At 52.8% G+C, this 18,929-nt stretch carries 15 protein-coding genes; 13 read left to right on the top strand and 2 right to left on the bottom strand.

Annotated features, from left to right (window positions below):
* Window positions 1–45: 45 nt before the first annotated feature.
* Window positions 46–723 (bottom strand): arylesterase, encoded by a 678-nt coding sequence (locus NAT49_RS10765; protein WP_251594024.1) that lies wholly within the window; start codon window positions 721–723, stop codon window positions 46–48.
* Here NAT49_RS10765 and NAT49_RS10760 point away from each other — a divergent pair.
* The 3 genes from NAT49_RS10760 to glyA all read left to right on the top strand — a co-directional run bounded on the left by NAT49_RS10760 (window position 722) and on the right by glyA (window position 5,387).
* On the top strand, window positions 722–1,483 hold the full coding sequence (locus NAT49_RS10760; protein WP_251594021.1) for an ABC transporter ATP-binding protein: 762 nt from the start codon (window positions 722–724) through the stop codon (window positions 1,481–1,483). The two genes, NAT49_RS10765 and NAT49_RS10760, sit on opposite strands and share 2 nt — an antisense overlap.
* A complete protein-coding gene (locus NAT49_RS10755) occupies window positions 1,483–3,984 on the top strand; it encodes an ABC transporter permease (protein WP_309619150.1) in 2,502 nt (833 codons plus the stop codon). Before NAT49_RS10760 ends, NAT49_RS10755 begins: the two co-directional genes overlap by 1 nt.
* A 137-nt stretch (window positions 3,985–4,121) precedes the next feature.
* Window positions 4,122–5,387 (top strand): serine hydroxymethyltransferase, encoded by a 1,266-nt coding sequence (gene glyA, locus NAT49_RS10750; RefSeq protein ID WP_251594019.1) that lies wholly within the window; start codon window positions 4,122–4,124, stop codon window positions 5,385–5,387.
* 117 nt (window positions 5,388–5,504) lie between these two features.
* On the opposite strand, the gene NAT49_RS10745 is transcribed toward glyA, so the two are convergent.
* Window positions 5,505–6,515, bottom strand: a complete 1,011-nt coding sequence (locus NAT49_RS10745) for a capsular polysaccharide synthesis protein (RefSeq protein ID WP_251594018.1) — start codon at window positions 6,513–6,515, stop codon at window positions 5,505–5,507.
* Between the two features lie 55 nt (window positions 6,516–6,570).
* Between NAT49_RS10745 and NAT49_RS10740 the strand changes: the two genes are divergently transcribed.
* From NAT49_RS10740 to cysQ, 10 genes are all read left to right on the top strand, one after another.
* On the top strand, window positions 6,571–7,764 hold the full coding sequence (locus NAT49_RS10740; protein ID WP_251594017.1) for a glycosyltransferase family 4 protein: 1,194 nt from the start codon (window positions 6,571–6,573) through the stop codon (window positions 7,762–7,764).
* Between the two features lie 181 nt (window positions 7,765–7,945).
* Window positions 7,946–8,707 carry a hypothetical protein gene (locus tag NAT49_RS10735; protein ID WP_251594016.1) on the top strand — a complete coding sequence of 254 codons (762 nt, stop codon included), beginning with the start codon at window positions 7,946–7,948 and terminating at the stop codon, window positions 8,705–8,707.
* 8 nt (window positions 8,708–8,715) lie between these two features.
* Window positions 8,716–11,400: a CDP-glycerol glycerophosphotransferase family protein gene (locus tag NAT49_RS10730; RefSeq protein WP_251594015.1), complete on the top strand. Its 2,685-nt coding sequence runs from the start codon at window positions 8,716–8,718 to the stop codon at window positions 11,398–11,400.
* 4 nt (window positions 11,401–11,404) lie between these two features.
* A complete protein-coding gene (locus NAT49_RS10725; protein WP_251594014.1) occupies window positions 11,405–12,394 on the top strand; it encodes a glycosyltransferase family 2 protein in 990 nt (329 codons plus the stop codon).
* Window positions 12,391–12,849, top strand: coding sequence for an adenylyltransferase/cytidyltransferase family protein (locus NAT49_RS10720; protein ID WP_309619149.1), 459 nt, complete (start codon window positions 12,391–12,393; stop codon window positions 12,847–12,849). The genes NAT49_RS10725 and NAT49_RS10720 overlap by 4 nt, the downstream gene beginning before the upstream one ends.
* Window positions 12,850–12,860: 11 nt before the next feature.
* Window positions 12,861–14,108: a LicD family protein gene (locus NAT49_RS10715; RefSeq protein ID WP_251594013.1), complete on the top strand. Its 1,248-nt coding sequence runs from the start codon at window positions 12,861–12,863 to the stop codon at window positions 14,106–14,108.
* A 29-nt stretch (window positions 14,109–14,137) separates the two neighbouring features.
* On the top strand, window positions 14,138–15,538 hold the full coding sequence (locus tag NAT49_RS10710; protein WP_251594012.1) for an undecaprenyl-phosphate glucose phosphotransferase: 1,401 nt from the start codon (window positions 14,138–14,140) through the stop codon (window positions 15,536–15,538).
* A gap of 102 nt (window positions 15,539–15,640) precedes the next feature.
* Window positions 15,641–16,498, top strand: a complete 858-nt coding sequence (gene kdsA, locus NAT49_RS10705; RefSeq protein WP_251594007.1) for a 3-deoxy-8-phosphooctulonate synthase — start codon at window positions 15,641–15,643, stop codon at window positions 16,496–16,498.
* A 44-nt stretch (window positions 16,499–16,542) separates the two neighbouring features.
* Window positions 16,543–17,562, top strand: coding sequence for a dTDP-glucose 4,6-dehydratase (rfbB, locus tag NAT49_RS10700; RefSeq protein WP_251594006.1), 1,020 nt, complete (start codon window positions 16,543–16,545; stop codon window positions 17,560–17,562).
* A 23-nt stretch (window positions 17,563–17,585) separates the two neighbouring features.
* Window positions 17,586–18,422 (top strand): 3'(2'),5'-bisphosphate nucleotidase CysQ, encoded by an 837-nt coding sequence (gene cysQ / locus NAT49_RS10695; RefSeq protein WP_251594005.1) that lies wholly within the window; start codon window positions 17,586–17,588, stop codon window positions 18,420–18,422.
* Window positions 18,423–18,929: the final 507 nt, after the last annotated feature.

The following is an 18,929-nucleotide window of genomic DNA, read 5'->3' as shown; positions in this document are numbered from 1 at the left end:
CTTAAACGAGCAGTACATGCATGGGCGCACCGTCTAAACGACGGCTTAAGATGATTTGGACGCAGGCGGCAGACTCAAGAGTTCGTCGACTACACTCCACACATTATCGAGCACCTTGGGCTGTGCGCGGGCGTTGGGATGAATGGCGTCATCCTGCATCAGGTCGTCATCGAGCGCCACGCCGTCGAGCATGAACGGCTCGAGCGGCAGGCCGTATTTTTCGGCAAGTGTGGGGTAGATGTTCTTGAAGGCCGTCGAGTAGTTCTGGCCGTAATTGGGCGGCACCATGATGCCGAGCAAACCGACGCGCGCCGGGTGGTCCTGGATCAACTGGATCATCTTGTCGAGCCGAGACTGAATCTGGGCGGGGGGCAGCCCACGAAGGCCATCATTACCGCCAAGCTCCAGCAGCACGATGTCGGGATCAAACTGCTCTAACGCCTTGGGCAGCCGCTCCAACCCACCCGAGGTGGTTTCACCGCTGATGCTTGCGTTGATGACCTTGTCCTTGTCGCCGAGGCGCTGCTGCAGGAGATGCACCCAGCCCTTGTCGGTCGGCATGTTGTGCGCAGCGCTCAGGCTATCGCCGAACACCAGTATGGTTTCGGCCCGCGCCGCGCCGGTTGCTGCCAAGCCCAATGCGAGAATCAACGCCGCGGCCCACCGAGGGCGCGTCCATTCTGGCCGTGATGACCCGGTCGATGTCAGGAGTGTTTTCAACATGTCTCGATCCTTTTCTTCGATACGTGAGTCTGTGACGCATGAATCCGCAACACGGGAGCCTTCGGGGCATGAGCCGGCCACGCCCACGATCCTGCGGGCAGTCGGACTCTCCAAGCAGGTGCGCTCGGGGAGCCGCACGCTGACCGTGATCGATGCGCTCGATCTGGACGTGGCCCCCGGCGACTGTCTTGCCATTCTAGGCCGATCCGGCGCGGGGAAATCAACGCTTTTAAGTTTGCTGGCAGGTCTTGATCAGCCAAGCGGCGGCGAGCTTTACCTGTTCGATACCGCGCTTTCCAGGGCCGATGAAGACGGCCGGGCCAAGCTTCGCGCCGGGCAGGTGGGTTTTGTGTTCCAGAACTTTCAACTGCTGCCGACGCTCACGGCGCTCGAGAACGTGATGCTGCCGCTTGAATTGACCGAGGCGCGCGACAAAAGTGCCCGAGCCAAAACCTGGCTCGAGCGGGTGGGGCTAAGTGACCGGCTCGACCACCTGCCGCGCCAGCTTTCCGGCGGCGAGCAGCAGCGCGTGGCGATCGCGCGGGCGTTCGTGACCGAGCCGAAGCTGGTGTTCGCCGATGAGCCTACCGGCAACCTTGATCAGCACACGGGGCAATCGGTGGCGGAGCTTCTGTTCTCGCTCAATCGAGATCAGGGCACCACGCTGATCGTGGTCACACACGACACCGAGCTTGCCCGCCAGTGCGCGCGGCAACTGACGCTTGCCGACGGCGCGTTGATCCCGTGGGAGAACCTTTGATGCAGATGGCACGACTGGCGCTCAAGAGTCTCTGGCGCGATTTACGAGCGGCGGACGTTCGCGCGCTGTTTCTGGCCATGATCATTGCGGTGGCCGCCACCACCATGATCGGTTTCTTCCTCGACCGCGTGACTCAGGGCATGGCCCGCCAGGCCGGGCAGCTCCTTGGCGGTGACGTGGTGCTGGTCAAGGGGGCGCCGTTCGAACAGGTCGACGTCACCCGTTTGCGCGAAGGGGGGTTCAAGACCAGTGAGCAGACTCAGATGGTCTCGATGGCAAGCCGCCAGGGCGCCTTTCAGCTCTCGAGCCTCAAGACCGTCGACAGTGACTACCCGCTCTACGGCACGCTCACCATCAGAACCGCCGCCGGTGAGGTGCAAAAGACCGGGCCGCCGGCAGTGGGTGAGGTCTGGATCGATGCGCGACTCGGCCGCCGGCTCGAGGCGGGCCTTGGCGATGATTTCCAGCTCGGCCAGACCCGCGTGCGTGTGGCTGGCTTCATCGAGCGCGAGCCGGATCAACGGGTCGGGCTTGCCAATCTCAATCCCCACATCCTGCTGTCTCAGGCAACGCTTGAACACGCCGATTTGATCCATCCCGGCGCCCGGGTGACCTATCGTTTGATGGGGCGGGGCGAAAGTGGGGCGGTCGAGGCCATTCAGCCGTGGCTTGATTCGCTGCGCGATCAAAGCATTCGCGTGATGGACGTCGAGCACGACAGCCCACGGCTTGGTCGCACGCTCGAGCGTACCCAGAAATACCTGAGTCTGGCGGGGCTTGCCGCAGTACTGCTGGCAGGCGTTGCGGTGGCGATGGCTACCCGACGCTACGTCGAGCGTCATCTTATGACAGTGGCACTGCTTCGCTGCTTCGGTAGTCAACGGCGTCAGTTCACGGCGCTCTTCTTGTATCAGCTCGGTTGGCTGGCGCTGGTGGCATCAATACTTGGGGCAGCACTGGGCTGGCTGGGTCAGGAGGCACTTTTGAGTCTGCTGGCCGCGATGCTGACGCTTGCGCTGCCGCCACCGGGCATCATGCCGCTGGCGCTTGGAGTACTGACGGCGGTGGCGATGCTTGCGGGGTTCGCCGGCCCGACGCTCTTGAGGCTCAAGAACGTCAGCGCGCTGAAGGTGCTGCGTCACGAGCTCGACCCGATGCCGGTCTCGGCGCTTTGGGTGGTGCTGGTGGCGAGTCTGGTGTTCGGCGCGCTTTTGTGGCTTTTCAGCAAGGATCTGATGCTGTCGTTCTGGGTGCTTGTGCTGGGGTTCATTGCCCTGTTCGGGTTGTGGGCGGTCAGCGCCGTGTTGCTTCGTGGGCTCGGGCGGCTCTCCTACCGGTTTCATGGCCCATGGCGAATGGGCGCGCGACAGCTTGCCCAGCGCACCCGCTCAAGCCAGGGGCAGATGGTTGCGTTTTCGGTGACGCTTGCCGCGGTCGGGTTCATTACGCTGGTGCGTGCCGACTTGCTCGATGATTGGCAGAACCGCCTGCCGGCGGACGCGCCCAACCAGTTCGCGATCAACATCCAGCCCAGCGAGCGCGCTGACTTCACGAACGCGCTGGATACACTGACGACCAGTCGAAGCGACGTTTACCCGCTGGTGCGCGGGCGAATCGTTGCAATCAACGACCGGTCGCCGCGGGAGGTGGTGCCGGAGAAGGCCCGTGAAGACGGCAACCTTCGCCGCGAGCTCAATTTGACCTGGCGCGAGGCGCTGCCCGACACCAATGAGGTGACCCAGGGCCAGTGGTTCGCCCCTGATGCCGTGGCGGGCGAGGGTGTTGTGCCGATCTCGATGGCCGAGCGGCTGGCGACCCGGTTTGATCTGAGCCTCGGCGATACGCTGACGTTTGATATTGGCGGTTCAGACGTGACCGGGCGCATCACCAGCATTCGCAAGGTCGACTGGGAAAGCTTCCAGCCCAATTTCTTCGTGATCTTTCCGCCGGGCGTGCTCGAGGGCTTCAGTCACAGCTTTATCACTGCCTTTTACCTGCCGTCGGACAAGCGTGATGCGCTGGGGCAGGTGGTCAAGCAGTTCCCGTCGGTGTCGTTTCTGGACATTGGCGTGATCCTGAATCAAGTCGATCGCATGCTCTCTCAGGTCGCCCGTGCGATTTTATTCATTCTCCTGTTCGTGGGGGCGGCAGGCGTTGCGGTGCTTTTTGCGGCGCTGGCGGCGTCGCGCCCCGAGCGCACTCATGAAGGCGCTCTGCTCAGGGTATTCGGGGCGCAGTCTGGGTATCTCTCGAAGGCGCACGGTGCGGAGTTTCTCTGGCTGGGCGGGCTCAGCGGAGTGATGGCCGCAGTGCTGGTGGAGGGCGGCACCGCCGCGCTCTACGCCTTCTGGCTCGACCTGCCGGTTCGGACGCACCCGCTTTTGTGGATGGGGCTTCCCAGTGCAGGTATGGCGCTGGTAGGGGGCCTTGGCTGGGTGCTCGGGCGCGACCTTCGCAGGCAGCCGCCGATGACCAGTCTGGGTCAGCTCGAGCAGTCATGAAGAGGAAGCGACGCACACCCGATGCATGAGCGACATCGGCAATCTCGATGAGGTGGTTTCAAGTGAATCGGAAAATGAGCTGCGCTATCATGGCCGTCCACGATTTACAGTCGCCCGCTTTGTTAAGGATCAATTGCATGTTCAGCCGTGATATGACCATCGCCGGATACGACGACGTACTGGCCAGCGCAATGAATGAAGAAGAGGCGCGTCAGGAAGCGCACATCGAGCTTATCGCCTCTGAAAACTACACCAGCCCGCGCGTTGTCGAAGCGCAGGGTTCGCTTCTGACCAACAAGTACGCTGAAGGGTATCCCGGCAAGCGCTACTATGGCGGCTGCGAATTCGTCGACAAGGTCGAGACGCTTGCGATCGACCGCGCCTGTGAACTGTTCGAGTGCGACTACGCCAACGTTCAGCCGCACGCCGGCTCCCAGGCCAACAGCGCCGTGTTCCAGGCGCTGGTCAAGCCGGGCGACACCGTACTCGGCATGAGCCTCGACGCGGGCGGCCACCTGACGCACGGCGCCAAGCCGAACTTCTCCGGCAAGCACTACAACGCCGTCCAGTATGGCCTGAACGACGAAGGTCTGATCGATTACGACGAAGTTGCGCGTCTGGCCGAAGAACACAAGCCCAAGATGATCATCGCCGGCTTCTCGGCGTATTCCCAGATCATCGACTGGAGCAAGTTCCGCGAGATCGCCGATAACGTCGGTGCGTATCTGTTCGTCGACATGGCGCACGTGGCCGGTCTGGTCGCGGCGGGTCTCTACCCGAGCCCGCTCAAGCACGCCCACGTCGTTACCACCACCACGCACAAGACCCTTCGTGGCCCGCGTGGCGGCCTGATCCTGTCTGCCTGCGGCGACAAGGACCTCTACAAGAAGCTTGATTCTGCCGTATTCCCGGGCGGTCAGGGCGGCCCGCTGATGCACGTCATCGCCGGCAAGGCCGTGTGCTTCAAGGAAGCACTCTCGTCTGACTTCAAACAGTATCAGCAGCAGGTGCTGGACAACGCCAAGGTCATGGCGGAAGTGTTTGTCGAGCGCGGCTTCGATGTCGTCTCCGGCGGCACCAAGGACCACCTCTTCCTGCTGTCTCTGGTCAAGCAGGGCGTGACCGGCAAGGACGCGGACGCGGCACTTGGCCGTGCCCACATCACCGTCAACAAGAACGCCGTGCCGAACGACCCGCAAAGCCCGTTCGTCACGTCCGGTCTTCGTATCGGTACGCCGGCTGTTACCACGCGTGGCTTCAAGGTCGACGACTGCCGCGAACTTACCGGCTGGATCTGCGACATTCTTGACGTGCTCGGCAAGGGCGAAGACACCACCGAGATCGAGAATCAGGTGCGTGGCAAGGTCGAGGAAATCTGCAAGCGTCTGCCGGTCTACTCCTGATCGACGCGATGCATTAAACCGCGCGCCCGCTACCGGGCGCGTTGTTCAAAAAAGCCGCACACCGTGCGGCTTTTTTAATGCCTGTGATTTGGTTTCAAGCCTTGAATGCGCCCGTTCCTAGCGTGCAGGCGTGTTCAAGAGTGATTGAAGGTGCGCCTTTTTGGCCGCATACGCCTCGCTTTGCTGGTGCGTCTTCTTGTAGGTCTCCTTGGAGACGACCGCCTGCTCCAGCCCCTCGATCTTCGTGTGAGAAAGATGACGGTTCGGCAGCGCCAGAAATACCTCGATCTCATGGACGTGCCAATGACGCCGCATGCTTTCATTGAAGAAGTAGCCCACTGAAAAATAGGGCATGAACCCGTAGCCTTCGGCCGCAGTAACCGTATCGGCGTAGAGCCGTTCAGGGTGGTTCGAGTGTACCCCGAGTTTTTTCAGATCCTTTCGGTTATTGGAGACAAACAGCGCGGCGGTTCTCGGTGCGAATAAATGATCGACGAACAGGGCCAGTGTGCTTTTGACCACTGGATGCCCCGGGCTTGCCGCGATGAACCACGCCTCCACAGGCCGGCTTCTTTCCGTGGGGTGGCGAAAGGTAAAAAGATCGAGCGGCGCGCGCGCCTCGGGTAGCCACTTCTCCAATGGCTGAAGGCAAAAGACGGTGGCATCCACCCACACGCCGCCGTACACGCTCAGAAGGTACAGCCGGAGTACGTCGGTCTTCATGGCGAGCGTCAGCTTGATGCGGCTTAACGTGAATACCGAAAAGAGATCAACACCGAGTATTTCAACCATCGTGTCATCGGTAAGCACGCGCACTTCATACTCGGGGTTGAGCGCCTGCCAGGAGGCAATCGCCAGCCGAACTACCTCCGGTGCCTCATCGACCGGTGTGTTCCAGTACATCCACAAAATGCGCGGTGCGGCGCCTTCACGGTACTCGGCGTGGTCAGCCTGCTTAAGCGCCGCCAGGGCCTTTGACGCCGGGGCGGCCTCATCGGCCGTCGGCGTGAAACCGGGCAGATTGAAGCGTACGTAGGCGTTATCCAGGGCGGGAAGTGCCCGACGAGCGCGAACGCATTTTCGCTCGAACCATCGGCTGGTGAAAACCGTCTTCGGCAGGTGTCTCATCAAGCCCTCATGATATAGTGTGACAGGTCAATCACTCCCAGTCGGTAACCCTATCATGAGCAACGACGCACCATCGCCGCCCAGAATGGCGCACCTTGTCAGTCTTAAGAATCTGGGAGGTGTGGAGCGCTATTTTCTTCGGTTTGTGACCGAATACAAGCGCGCGATGGCGTTGGATGTGTTGCTGCAAACCGAACAGGTGCATCCGTTTCTGCGCGATGAGCTGAGTGCCCGGGGCTACCCGATTCACAACATCAAGGGGCCCTCGACACTCAAGCTGCCTGAGCTTCTGGGCCTTCGCGGCTGGCATCAGAAAACACTGATCGAGCGTATCGACCCGCAGGCCATTCTTGTCTGGAACAAGCTGGCGGGTAACCCGCTCCCGATGCTTGAGCGCCATCCGGTTTTTCATTATGAGCACGGCACTTCCTGGACCGCGCCGAAAACGCGCGAGGTCGATGACTACCTTGAGCGTCTTTCCGGCGTGGTCGCGGTTTCCCATGCCGCCTATCGCATGCTTCAACTTCGCTGCGGGCTTTCCGAGCATGTACCGGCGCTGACCTTGCACAACGCCATCGAGGTGCCGGAACGCATCGCCGAACACGCAGAAGGGCGCTTTCGGCTCGGGTTTGCGGGCCGCCTTAAAGGCTTAAAAGCGCCGATGGTCGCGCTCGAGACCTTTCGTGGTGTTCAGGCTGAGCTTCCCGAGGCCGAGCTTTGGATCGCCGGGGAGGGGCCGCTCGAGCCGGTGCTGCGTGAATGGGTTGAGCGGTGGCAACTTCAGGACAACGTGCGCTTCTGCGGGCTGGTCAACGACATGTCGGCGTTTTACACCGAGCTCGATGTCTTCATTTGCCCCTCCTGGCGTGAACCGTTCGGGCTGGTAGCGCAGGAGGCGATGGCCTATGGCCTGCCGACGCTTGTCAGTAACGTCGATGGCCTGCCGGAGGCGTTAATGGACGCCGCCAACGGCGCCATCATCGAGCCGACCCGACCAAGAGATGCGCTCAAAAAGTACAGCGAGCTTTGCGTACAGGGCCCGAGCGAGGTGTATTCACCGAGCAGGGACGAGCTGGTCTCCGCTCAGGTGATCGATCCGGAAGAGGCCGCGCAAATCCTGATCGAGTGGGCCAATGACGCTGAACTGCGCCGGCGCATCGGTCAGCGCGCTCGAGCGCAGCTTATGCAGGAGCAGAACCTCACGCGGTATGGGGATCGGCTGATAGCATTTATCAAGTCGGCTTTATAGCATGCAAGGCTAACATCAAATCGTGGCGACACACTGCGGTCTTCTCAAGACAAAGAGACCAGGCGTGATGTTGAAATTTTCATAACCGATGAAAGACAAGATTTTAATGTCTTGATTTTAAAAAAAGCACCCGAGATGCTCAGTCTTTTAAACGGTATTTTACAAGATTTTGGAACATGTTTTGAAAAACCTGAACAAGCATATATTTAATATATTTTTAATCATCCGGTTTTTTCTGGCAACTAAAGGTAAAAACTACTTTTGGGGCTGCCTTTCGCTAGCGATTTCAAGGCTGTTGCAAACGGTTGCATTTTTCCTGCCGATCAAGGTCTTGATAATGCTTTCGAGCGAAAATATGCCGAGTTATCTTGGCCCGGTTGAAGCATTTGTTAGTTACGATGAGTTTTTGATATTTCTTATTATCATGGTGCCATTGGTTTATTTTGCGCACCTTGGATTCGGTATACTTTTTCGATCTTTAATTGATAAAGATATTCTGTATTTCGAGAAAAATAAGCATGGAATAAAAGGCTATGGTGAGGTGGATTATAATAAGCTTAAGCGGCTACACAATCATACCTCCAAAGCCTTTTCGGATGTTCTGGTGTTTTTTGTGACCAGTACAATTTTAATTGTTATAAATCCACTTCTAACACTTTCAATCTGGCTTGTCACAGCCTTGAACTTGGCGTTTTTTGTTGAGCGTGCTTTCTATATTCACGACGATGAGCGAATTACGTTTCTCAAACTGCATAAGCGCCAGTTCATAGAGTACGTGGCCTCCAGCAACTATCTGATCGTGTTTATAGTATTGGTTGCTCAGATGTATTTATCATCTGATGGGGTTTATGGGGCAATATTGGCTCTTTTGCTTGCTAGACAGCTTTTTCAAGCCGTTCAGCGATTTTCCATAGAAAATATTTATCTTAGCAAGTTTATTTGAGGTGCGATGTGCTAAATCTTTCAAAGAAGACTTATAATTATTTTTCTAAAAAAAGAAGAGAGGTAAAGCGCAAGGATGATATAGAAAATAAATTGAGGCAGGAAGGGTTCTTTTATAGAGGGGAAAATCTGAGTTTCAACTTGAGTATTAGGGACTCGATTACTATTGTTTCAGCTGTCTATAATGTTGAAGAGTATTTGGAAGAGTTTTTATCTTCTATTATAAGGCAGAAGGTTAATATAAATAATAATTTAAGTGTTATTCTTGTCGATGACGGGTCTACTGATCGTTCATTGGAAATTTGCAATGAATGGAGGGAGAAGTATCCGCGCATTTTTGAAGTTATTAGTAAATCAAATGGAGGCCCAGCCTCGGCGAGAAATGCTGGTTTAGAAAAAGTAAGCTCTAAATGGGTCACGTTTTGTGACTCTGATGATATTTTAGGTTGGGATTATCTTTTAGAGTTTAATTGTTTTTTAACTAGATGTGAAAGTCTAAATGTTTTTCCTGATTTGATTTCTTGTAGGTTACTTGTGTATTGGGAAGAAACAGGGAAATACGATTATTCGCATCCGCTTGACTTTAAATTTAAAGGTGGGAGCAAGGTTTTTGATATAAATGAAGGTCACGATCTTGGTCTTCAGCTATCGGCAAGTCATGCTTTCTATAATATGGATGTTATTAACAATAATAATCTGCGATTTTTGGATGTGAAGCCGTCTTTTGAAGATGCTCTTTTTGCTTCTATGTTTATCCTCAAATCAAACGAAACCATGGGTGTGGTTAAAGAGGCACACTACTTTTATCGTAAACGCAGAAATCAAAGTTCCTTAATGGGCAATGTTTGGTCTAAGGAAGAAAAATATAAGGAACAGATCGAATTCGGTAACATGAGGCTCATAAATGAAGCTTTAGAAATAAAAGGGTATATTCCGAAGTGGGTTTCTAACGTTTTGATATATGATGCCTTATGGAATTTTGGTAAGTTCGTTAATAAAGGTCTTCTTGAGTTAAGCGGGTTTAGTGATGACTTATTAGTGTTCTATAGGGAAAGCTTAAGGTCAATGCTTAAAGAAATCCCTTTGGAACATATAATAAATGCAAATGTGCCTCATTTCAGTGAGGTCTTTAAGTATTATTTTTTGTCGTTTATAGGCGCATATAATGAACTAAAAGAAAATGTCTTTGCAGAAGCTTTTGATTATGATGAAAGTGCAAGGCTATTAGGTATAAAAATTAGGGCTGTTGAAAACTTAGCGGACAGGTTGAGTTTTTATTCTTCAAGCATTCAAATTTTTCCTGAATTTAAAAAAATTAAGGTAATAGATTTTCTTGAGGAGGTTTTAGCATATGAAGTAGTAGTTTGGCTTCCTTTAAACGAAAGTCCTTTTTTACAAATTTGCTTGGATGATGAGTTTTTAGAGTTCAAAGGCTCTAGAAAGTTGAATAGATTTGTCTCAAAATATATAGATAAATCTCATTTGGCTAAAAATAAAGCCCCTTCAAGAACTAATGAGCTTTCAAAAAAAGTACATAGATCATTTTATGATACAGGCTTTTTAAGCAAAAGGTTTAAAGATTCTTGGCTGTTTATTGATCGAGGTAGTAGTGCTGATGATAATGCTGAGCATCTTTATCGGTATGTTATAAAAAAACATCAAGGCGTTAATGCTTATTATGTTTTAAGTAAAGGTTCTCAAGATTGGGGGCGGCTAAAAAAAGAGGGTTTTAATTTAATAGAGTATAACTCTTTTGAGCATAAGCAGCTTTTGCTTTCATGTATTTACTTAATTTCTTCGCACGCCGATGAATATATCTTTAATGTAATGAGGCCTGTTTTTTATAAGGATATAATTAAGTATAAATTTATTTTTTTGCAGCACGGTGTTATTCAGAATGATCTTTCTTTTTGGCTTAATAATAAAGATATAGATTTATTTTTAACTGCTTCGGTAGATGAATTTGAATCTATTGGTGGAGATTTTAATAGATACAAATTTTCAAAAAAAGAGGTGGTTCTTACTGGTCTTCCCAGACACGATTCTCTTTCTGTCAAGCAAGAACATAAAGAGCGAAGTGAAGTTAAAAGAGTTGTTATTATGCCTACATGGCGTAAATCTCTTGTTGGGGCTATCAAACCTTTAAGCAATAATGCAAGTGTGAATCCTATTTTCTTCGAATCTTTTTTCTATAAAGATTGGGTTTCATTGCTTAAGTGTTTGTCAAATATGGAATGTGTGAAGTCTGGCTTGGTTCAAATAGATTTTTGTCCCCATTCAAACTTACAGGCATATTCAAGTTTTTTTAGGTTAGATGGGGTTAATATTGTTAGTCCGAAAGATTTTGGATCGATTCAAGATTTGTTTGTTCGATCAGATATGATTATAACCGACTATTCGTCGGTGGCATTTGAAATGGGGTTTCTGGAAAAGCCTGTAGTTTACTATCAAACTGGTCGAGATAGTATATATTCAGGCGGGCATACAACCTCTTTAGGCTATTTTGATTATAGTGTTCATGGTTTAGGGCCGGTTTTTTCAGAGCCTCAAGAAGTCAAGTTACATATAGAAAAAGAGCAAATGAATGGGTTTGTTATGCCTGAAAAATATAGATGCAGAGCTAAAGAAATGTTTCCCTATGAAAAAGGCAAAGCATGTGAGCGAGTTTATGAAGAAATCTTAAAGCTCGGATAATTTCATGGAAATAAAACTAACAATAATCATACCTGTATTCAACGCTGAACACTTCGTTGAATCTGCTGTCAGAAAATTGACCTCGCTTCCCATTGGGAAGTGGGAGGCTGTCTTTATTGATGATCACAGTACAGACGGCACACTGGCTATGCTGACTCAGCAGCTAAAGATGAGTCCGTCTTTACCGGTTCGGATCACCCAGAGTGAGGGCAAGGGTCCTGGCCCAGCTCGCAATAAAGGGATCTCTCTTGCAAGGGGGGATTACCTTGGGTTTCTCGATATCGATGATGATTGGGATTTAGCTTCTCTTTTATCCTTGTCATGCTCCGAGCAGAGTGATCTCGTTATATATAATCATCAGCGAGAATATCCTGATGGTCGTGTCGTTGAAAATAAATCGAGTCATTTGCTCAGAGAATTGGATGGGCAGGTATTATCTAAGGATGACATTAGTAAACGCAGGTTGCTTTTTTATAACTTCAATGTCTCTTGGAATAAACTCTGCTCACGAAGCTTTATATTAAAGAATAATATTTACTTTCGGTATGGTATTTACGAAGATCTTGATTGGTCATTTAAATGTATAACCCGCGCGTCTGAGATTAAAGTATATAGTTCTATATTGTATACGTATGTACAACATCCTGAGTCAACATTGAAAAAGAGCAGTACTGCGCATCACGATATTTTCAATGCGTATTCTCAAGCCATAAGTGACTCGTTGGAAACAGGGGGCGTTTTTCTGGATATTGTAAAGTCTAAATCAGTTAGTCATTTTTTTAATGTGCTGTCTTCCAGGAGGGTGCCGAAAGAGAGCCGAGCTGTATTTGTTAGGGAAATGGGTTTTTTTTCTAGAAAGAAAATTGGCTTCAGGCATGTTGCTGGATTAGAGGGTATTTCAATCTGGAAGCGTTTAATAGCTTATTCAGGGAGCTACTACGCTTGGTCTTTTTATAGGGTGGTCAAAAAAATAAAGTTGAAGGTTTTTAAATGACAAAGATAATAACGTATGGAACATTCGATATGTTCCATGTTGGCCACCTCAATCTTTTGGAACGGCTGTCAGGAATGGCAGACGAGGTGATTGTAGGTGTGTCGACAGATGAGTTTAACGCGGAAAAAGGGAAAAAGGTTTTAATTCCTTTTGAGCAGCGTGCAAAGATTGTTAAGAATATAAAGTTTGTTAATCAAGTTATTCCTGAAGAAAGCTGGGGCCAAAAAAAGGATGATGTTTTAAATTATGGTATAGATATATTTGCTATTGGTGAAGACTGGGTCGGTAAGTTTGATTTTCTAAAAGAATTTTGCGAGGTAAAGTATCTACCGCGCACTCAGGATATTTCGACAACCGAGCTTAAACGCTCATTGAAGAACTTTTTATCGATACCTCAGCAAGATTTAGTGAAAGCTTTTGAAGTGTTAGACTTGCTTCGACGTGACCTTGAATAACCAGGTTTTATATGAATATTGAACTCGAAAAATCCTATCGCCTGCTGCGGTTTCTTAATGCGCCGAAACCGAAATGGTTTAAGGTCTTCTTTGCATGGTGCTCGAGCGCGTACCTCACTTTTCTGAGGTTGCCTAAAGCGTACCGGGCGGATACGCACGCACTGGCATTTGAAGAGAACGGCATCAAGATTGCCGTACGACGGCTTATTTGGGCGACGCACGTAAGCTGGTTGCCTTTAAAGCTGCGCTCTGACTATTTCTTCGATGTGTCCGAGTGCCTGGGTCGGGATGCCTCAACGGCGTTGGTCGAGTGGCTCAAGAATAACCGGCATGTCAGTGGTGTCGAACGTAATGTTTGGTGCGCCGATCTCGCCAGTGGCGTGATCAACAAGGCGTTTGAGTCCGAGCTCGAGTTCACGCTCGAGCCAGGTGATGCGCTATTTGAATACGACCGCATGTTTCAGGATTCGGTCAATAACGCCGCGCAGGAGCTCGACCAACTGATGAGCCAGCGCATCGACGTCGATAATCCGATCCGCTTCAAGAAGCTCAAGGATTCTTTCGATAAGCGCCATGCCTATAGTGCCCTCAAGGACAGCAAGACCTTGATGCAGTCGCTTGGCTGGCAGTGGTTCGTAATCAGCGGCACGTTTTTGGGCGCGGTACGCGAAGGGGATTTTCTAGGCCACGATTACGATCTTGATCTAGGCGTACTCTATGAAGAATTCGATATTGATGCCCTCACCGAGGCGGTCTCCAAGTCGAGCCACTGGTCGATCAAGTCGAGCAGTCAGTGCCTGTATCGTACAGCGCATGAGGGCGAGGTTCGCTACCACCGTATGGCCAAGCCGATTCTGGTCAAGCTTAAACACGAGACCGGCCTGGTCGTCGATGTCTTCGTGCATGTTCGGGAGGAAGAGCTCTTGTGGCATGGCTCGGCGATTCACCGCTGGGACAATCTCGATTTCGGGGTGTCTGAATATACTCTCGGTGATGAAGCGGTGCTCGGCCCGGATAATGCCGATCGCTATTTGACCGAAAACTATGGTGAGTGGCGTGTGCCCGTGAAGAAGTTCGATTGCAGTATCGATCCACCCAACATCAGTTACTCCAATACCGCAAAATCGATCAGCTATCTGCTTAAGGTGTCGTATCGGTTCCTGCTGAACGGTGATAAAGGGCAGGCTCAGCGTTACATCGATTCGATGATCGAAAACGGCGTGTTGGAGCGCTGTAACGGTACGCTTGTGTATAAATGATAAAATTTGGTGCTGTGAGCCGATGATCAATGTCTCGTGAGCGTACTGTAAAGTCCATCAATGGGTATGACACCTATACCATGGCGCTTGCGCGTCTGGCTGATTGGGGCGCGGTGCTGTTTGGCGGCTGGCTTGCCTATCTGTTTCGGTTCAAGGCTTGGCACATCGAGGTAGAGCGCTATTCCTGGGCCGTACTGGTGTTTCTGCTGCTGGTGGCCATCATTTTTCCTGTAATGAAGGTTTATCAGTCCTGGCGGGGTAAATTTCGCCACCGGTTGATACTTCAGATAGGCATGGCCTACGCACTCGTTGGCCTATCGCTTACGTTCATCTTGTATTTTTTCGATTTATCCGAGCTTTATTCACGCATCTGGATTGCACTGTTCATTGCGATCTCGTTTTTCTCATCGGTGATGATCAGGGGGATGGCGTATCCGCTCATCAATCGGTTGAGGCTTTCGGGTAGAAACCGGCGAGAAGTACTGATTATCGGGGATACACAGTCCTGTTATACCGCGATGATGAGTGTGATGAATAACCCCTCCTGCGGGTTCGATGTGGGGCGGGTGATTCTTCTTGAGGGGGAGGATGAGTACCCGTTCGCGCATTTCCAGTCGGATATCGAGTATTACCACCGCGGCGAGCCTCTTGAGGTCACCGAGCGGGAGGTCTGGTTATGTTTGCCGCTCGAGCGAGGAAGCGAAGTCAAGGCAATCCTCGAGGACCTGTCACTGACATCTTCGAATATCCGCTACATGCCGGATATGCGCGATTTTCGCCTGATCAATCACAATATTTCACAGATCTCCGACCTTCTGATGCTCGACATCACCTGCTCTCCGATGTCCGGGGCGAGCGTGGTCAAGAAACGGCTCGAGGATCTGATGCTGTCGGCACTGTTTCTAGTGGTTCTCTCACCGTTGATGCTCTTGCTCGCACTTGGCGTCAAGTTGAGTTCGCGTGGGCCAGTCCTTTATTCACAGGAGCGAGTGAGCTGGAACGGTAAACCGTTTCGAATGCTCAAGTTCAGAACGATGGCTGCTTCCTGTGAAGGGGGTGGCGTACTTTGGGGCAAGGCGAGTGCGAAGCCCGTGACATCGTTCGGACGCTTTTTGAGACGAACCAGTTTGGATGAGTTGCCTCAGTTCATTAACGTTCTCAAGGGCGACATGTCGATTGTGGGGCCAAGGCCAGAGCGCACGGTATTCGTCGAGCAGTTCCGAAGTGAAATTCCTGGCTACATGCAAAAGCACATGATGAAGGCCGGCATTACCGGGTGGGCGCAGGTCAACGGTTGGCGCGGTGACACCGGGCTTAAAAAGCGCATCGAGTGCGATCTTTGGTACATCGAAAATTGGTCAATGCTGCTGGATTTGAAGATCATTTTTCTGACGGCCTGTAAGATGTTCATCGACAAGAATGCCTGCTGAGCGCGCGGCCCCATGTTATTGCGCTTTTTATGTCAGTCGACGGCGTGAGTGTTAGGTTCTCCGTTGTCAGATCATCCGTAGCATCCATTCAGGAAATCACGAATGCCCATCGAACTATCCGGCTCCGCCGCCTCCTTCACGTTGAATAACGACTCCCCGTTTACACTTTTTGGCGGCGTCAACGTCATCGAGAGTGAATCGTTTGTCATGAATGCCTGCGAACACTACGTCGATGTAACCCAGCGGCTCGGCATTCCCTACGTCTTCAAGGCCTCGTTCGATAAGGCCAACCGGTCCTCCATCCACTCGTTTCGCGGGCCGGGGCTTGATGAGGGGCTTCGAATCCTTCAAAAGGTGAAGGAGGAATTCGGGGTGCCGGTCATTTCAGACATTCATGAAGTCGAGCAGGCAGCCCCTGCCGCCGAGGTATTGGATGTGCTCCAGCTGCCGGCGTTTCTGGCACGCCAGACTGATCTTGTCGAGGCGATGGCCAAAACCGGCAAGCCGATCAACGTGAAAAAGCCGCAGTTTCTGAGCCCGCATCAGATGAAAAACGTGGCGGATAAATTCGCCGAGTGCGGCAACGATCAGATCATCCTGTGTGAGCGCGGCGCCAATTTCGGCTACGACAATCTCGTGGTCGATATGCTGGGCTTCGGTGTGATGAAAAAGGTCACCAACAACCGCCCGATCATTTTCGACGTGACCCACGCGCTTCAGTGCCGCGACCCGCTGGGTGCGGCCTCGGGTGGCCGGCGCGATCAGGTGCTGGAGCTGGCCCGTGCCGGTATGGCAACCGGTCTGGCGGGGCTGTTTCTGGAAGCCCACCCGGATCCGGCCAACGCCAAGTGCGATGGTCCGAGTGCGTTGCCGCTTGCCAAGCTCGAGCCGTTTCTTGCACAGCTCAAGGCGATTGATGATCTGGTCAAGTCGTTTGACCCGGTGGATACCTCGGCCTGATGATGCGCTCGATGCGCGCTTCAATAGCAGGCGCGGCACAAAAATTGTTGGTTACAGGTGGTGCGGGGTTTATCGGCAGTGCGCTGGTGCGCCACCTCCTCGATGAAACCGAGCACCATGTGCTCAATGTCGACAAACTGACCTACGCCGGCAATCTGGCCTCGCTTCCTCGAGGCGATCATCCGCGTTACGGTTTCCTGAAACTCGACATCACCGAGGAGGCGGCGCTTCATGAGGCCATTGAGGTGTTTGCTCCTGATGCGGTGATCCATCTGGCGGCGGAGTCGCACGTTGATCGCTCCATCGATGGGCCGGCGCCATTCATGCAGTCCAATGTCTCCGGTACTTTTTCAATACTCGAGGCGCTTCGGCGCTATCTGGCCAATAACGAAGCCCGGCGGGCGGAGTTTCGGCTGATTCATGTCTCGACTGATGAGGTCTTCGGTGATCTGGCGCTCACGGCGCGGCCGTTCGATGAGCACTCGCCATACCGGCCCAGTTCACCGTATTCGGCCAGCAAGGCCGCATCCGATCATCTGGTTCAGGCGTGGGGGCGCACCTATGGCATTCCAGCCATCATCACTCACGCCTCCAACAATTACGGGCCGTATCAGTTTCCGGAAAAGTTGATTCCGAAAACGATCCTCAATGCCCTGGCGGGAACGCCCATTCCGCTGTACGGCAACGGCGCTCAAACACGGGACTGGTTGCATGTGACCGATCATGTTCGTGCGCTCATGTGCGTACTGGAACGCGGCCGCATCGGCAAGCGTTATCTGATCGGAAGCGGCCAGGAAACGAGTAACCGGGTTCTGGTCGAGACGCTGTGCCGCCAGCTTGATCGCCTGGTTCCGACGCCGGGCGTAAGTCATGAACGCCTGATTACGCCGGTTGAAGATCGGCCGGGCCATGATGTGCGCTACGCGCTTGACCACCGCAAGACCGTCGCGTTGGGGTGGCAGCCCTCCGTGACGCTGGAGGCGGGCCTTCTTGAGACCGTGCAGTGGTATCTCAATGCGTTCGAGGGGTGGTCTGGCGCGTCAGCGACGACTTCCCATCCATGACCTACACCTCAGAGGTAAGTTCCATGACCGCTCGATTCAATCTGACAGAGACCCAATGCGCGCGCCTGCTCGAGGGTGTGATCGAGGCCGGCCGGCAGGTCATGGCGATTTATGAGCGCGAGTTTGATGTCTCGATCAAGGCCGATGACAGCCCGGTGACCGAGGCCGATATGGCCGCCCATCACGCATTGGTGGCGCTTCTGAACGATACATGCCCGGGTGTTCCAATCCTGTCCGAAGAGGACGCCGACATCGCGTTCGAGACCCGAAGAGCGTGGGCGCGTTACTTCCTGATCGACCCGCTCGATGGCACCAAGGAGTTCATCAGCAAAAACGGCGAGTTCACGTTGAACGTCGCGTTGATCGAAGACGGCGAGCCGGTGTTCGGCATCGTCCATGCGCCGGTATTGGAGACGAGCTGGTGGGGCAGTACCGAGGGCGGGGCATTCAAGCGCGTTGGGAGGGGCGATACGACACCGATTCGTGTGCGCGAGTTACCCTCGCCTGAAAGCGGGACGCCCTGGCAGATCGTTGCCAGCCGGCGCCATGGGGGCGACGTGCTCGAGGCTTTGTGCCAGCGCTTGCCAGCCCATGAGCGCGTGTCGATGGGCAGTTCGATCAAGCTGTGTCTGGTGGCCGAAGGCCTGGCGGATCTTTACCCGCGCTTCGCCCCGACCAGCGAGTGGGACACTGCCGCCGCCCACGCGGTGGTGCGCGCGGCCGGCGGTGATGTGCTCGAGGCTAAAACGCGTTCCCCACTTGCCTATAACCAGAAGGCCGAGCTCTTGAACCCGTGGTTTATCGTATTCGGTCAGCGCGATGCGCGATGGCTCGAGGCCGTGCCTCTGGCCCTTGATTGATCCGGCAGGGCGGTTGCGAAAGGCTCACCCACTCGGGTGGGCTTTTTTAATGCCTGATTGAAATAAATGCTAAGCCTTTAACGCTCGAATCCTCATGCTTTAAAACAGTGCCGATGAGCCGATGCGCACATCGGCACCATGCTATGTACGCCGTATTTAACCTACTAAAAACGCCTTCATGGAATGATAAATTCCGAAGGTGATGTCATGGATTCGGTTGGGAGTAGGTCGGTAGGCTGTCATTGGTTCAGGGTAATGCAACTTTCTGTTTTTAAAGATGTAAATCGGCATCATGCCGGCGCGTGGTTTTGCGTCAACCTCGCGCGATCGGCACATTTTGCAGCTCGGAAACAAATTAACGTCCTTGTCACGCGCTTTAACGCGCCCTTACACAAGACAAGGATGGGATCGATATGCAACTGGGAATCTTCTTCGCGCTGCTGCTGGTATTCGGAGCTATTTTCGCCAACGACCGCACCCACGATGATCACGGCTCCGGCTATGAGC

It is taken from the genome of Larsenimonas suaedae (assembly GCF_023712105.1).
GTDB lineage: Bacteria > Pseudomonadota > Gammaproteobacteria > Pseudomonadales > Halomonadaceae > Larsenimonas > Larsenimonas suaedae.
The sequence above is the reverse complement of the archived record's forward strand: the minus strand, read 5'-3'. Positions and strand labels throughout refer to the sequence as shown.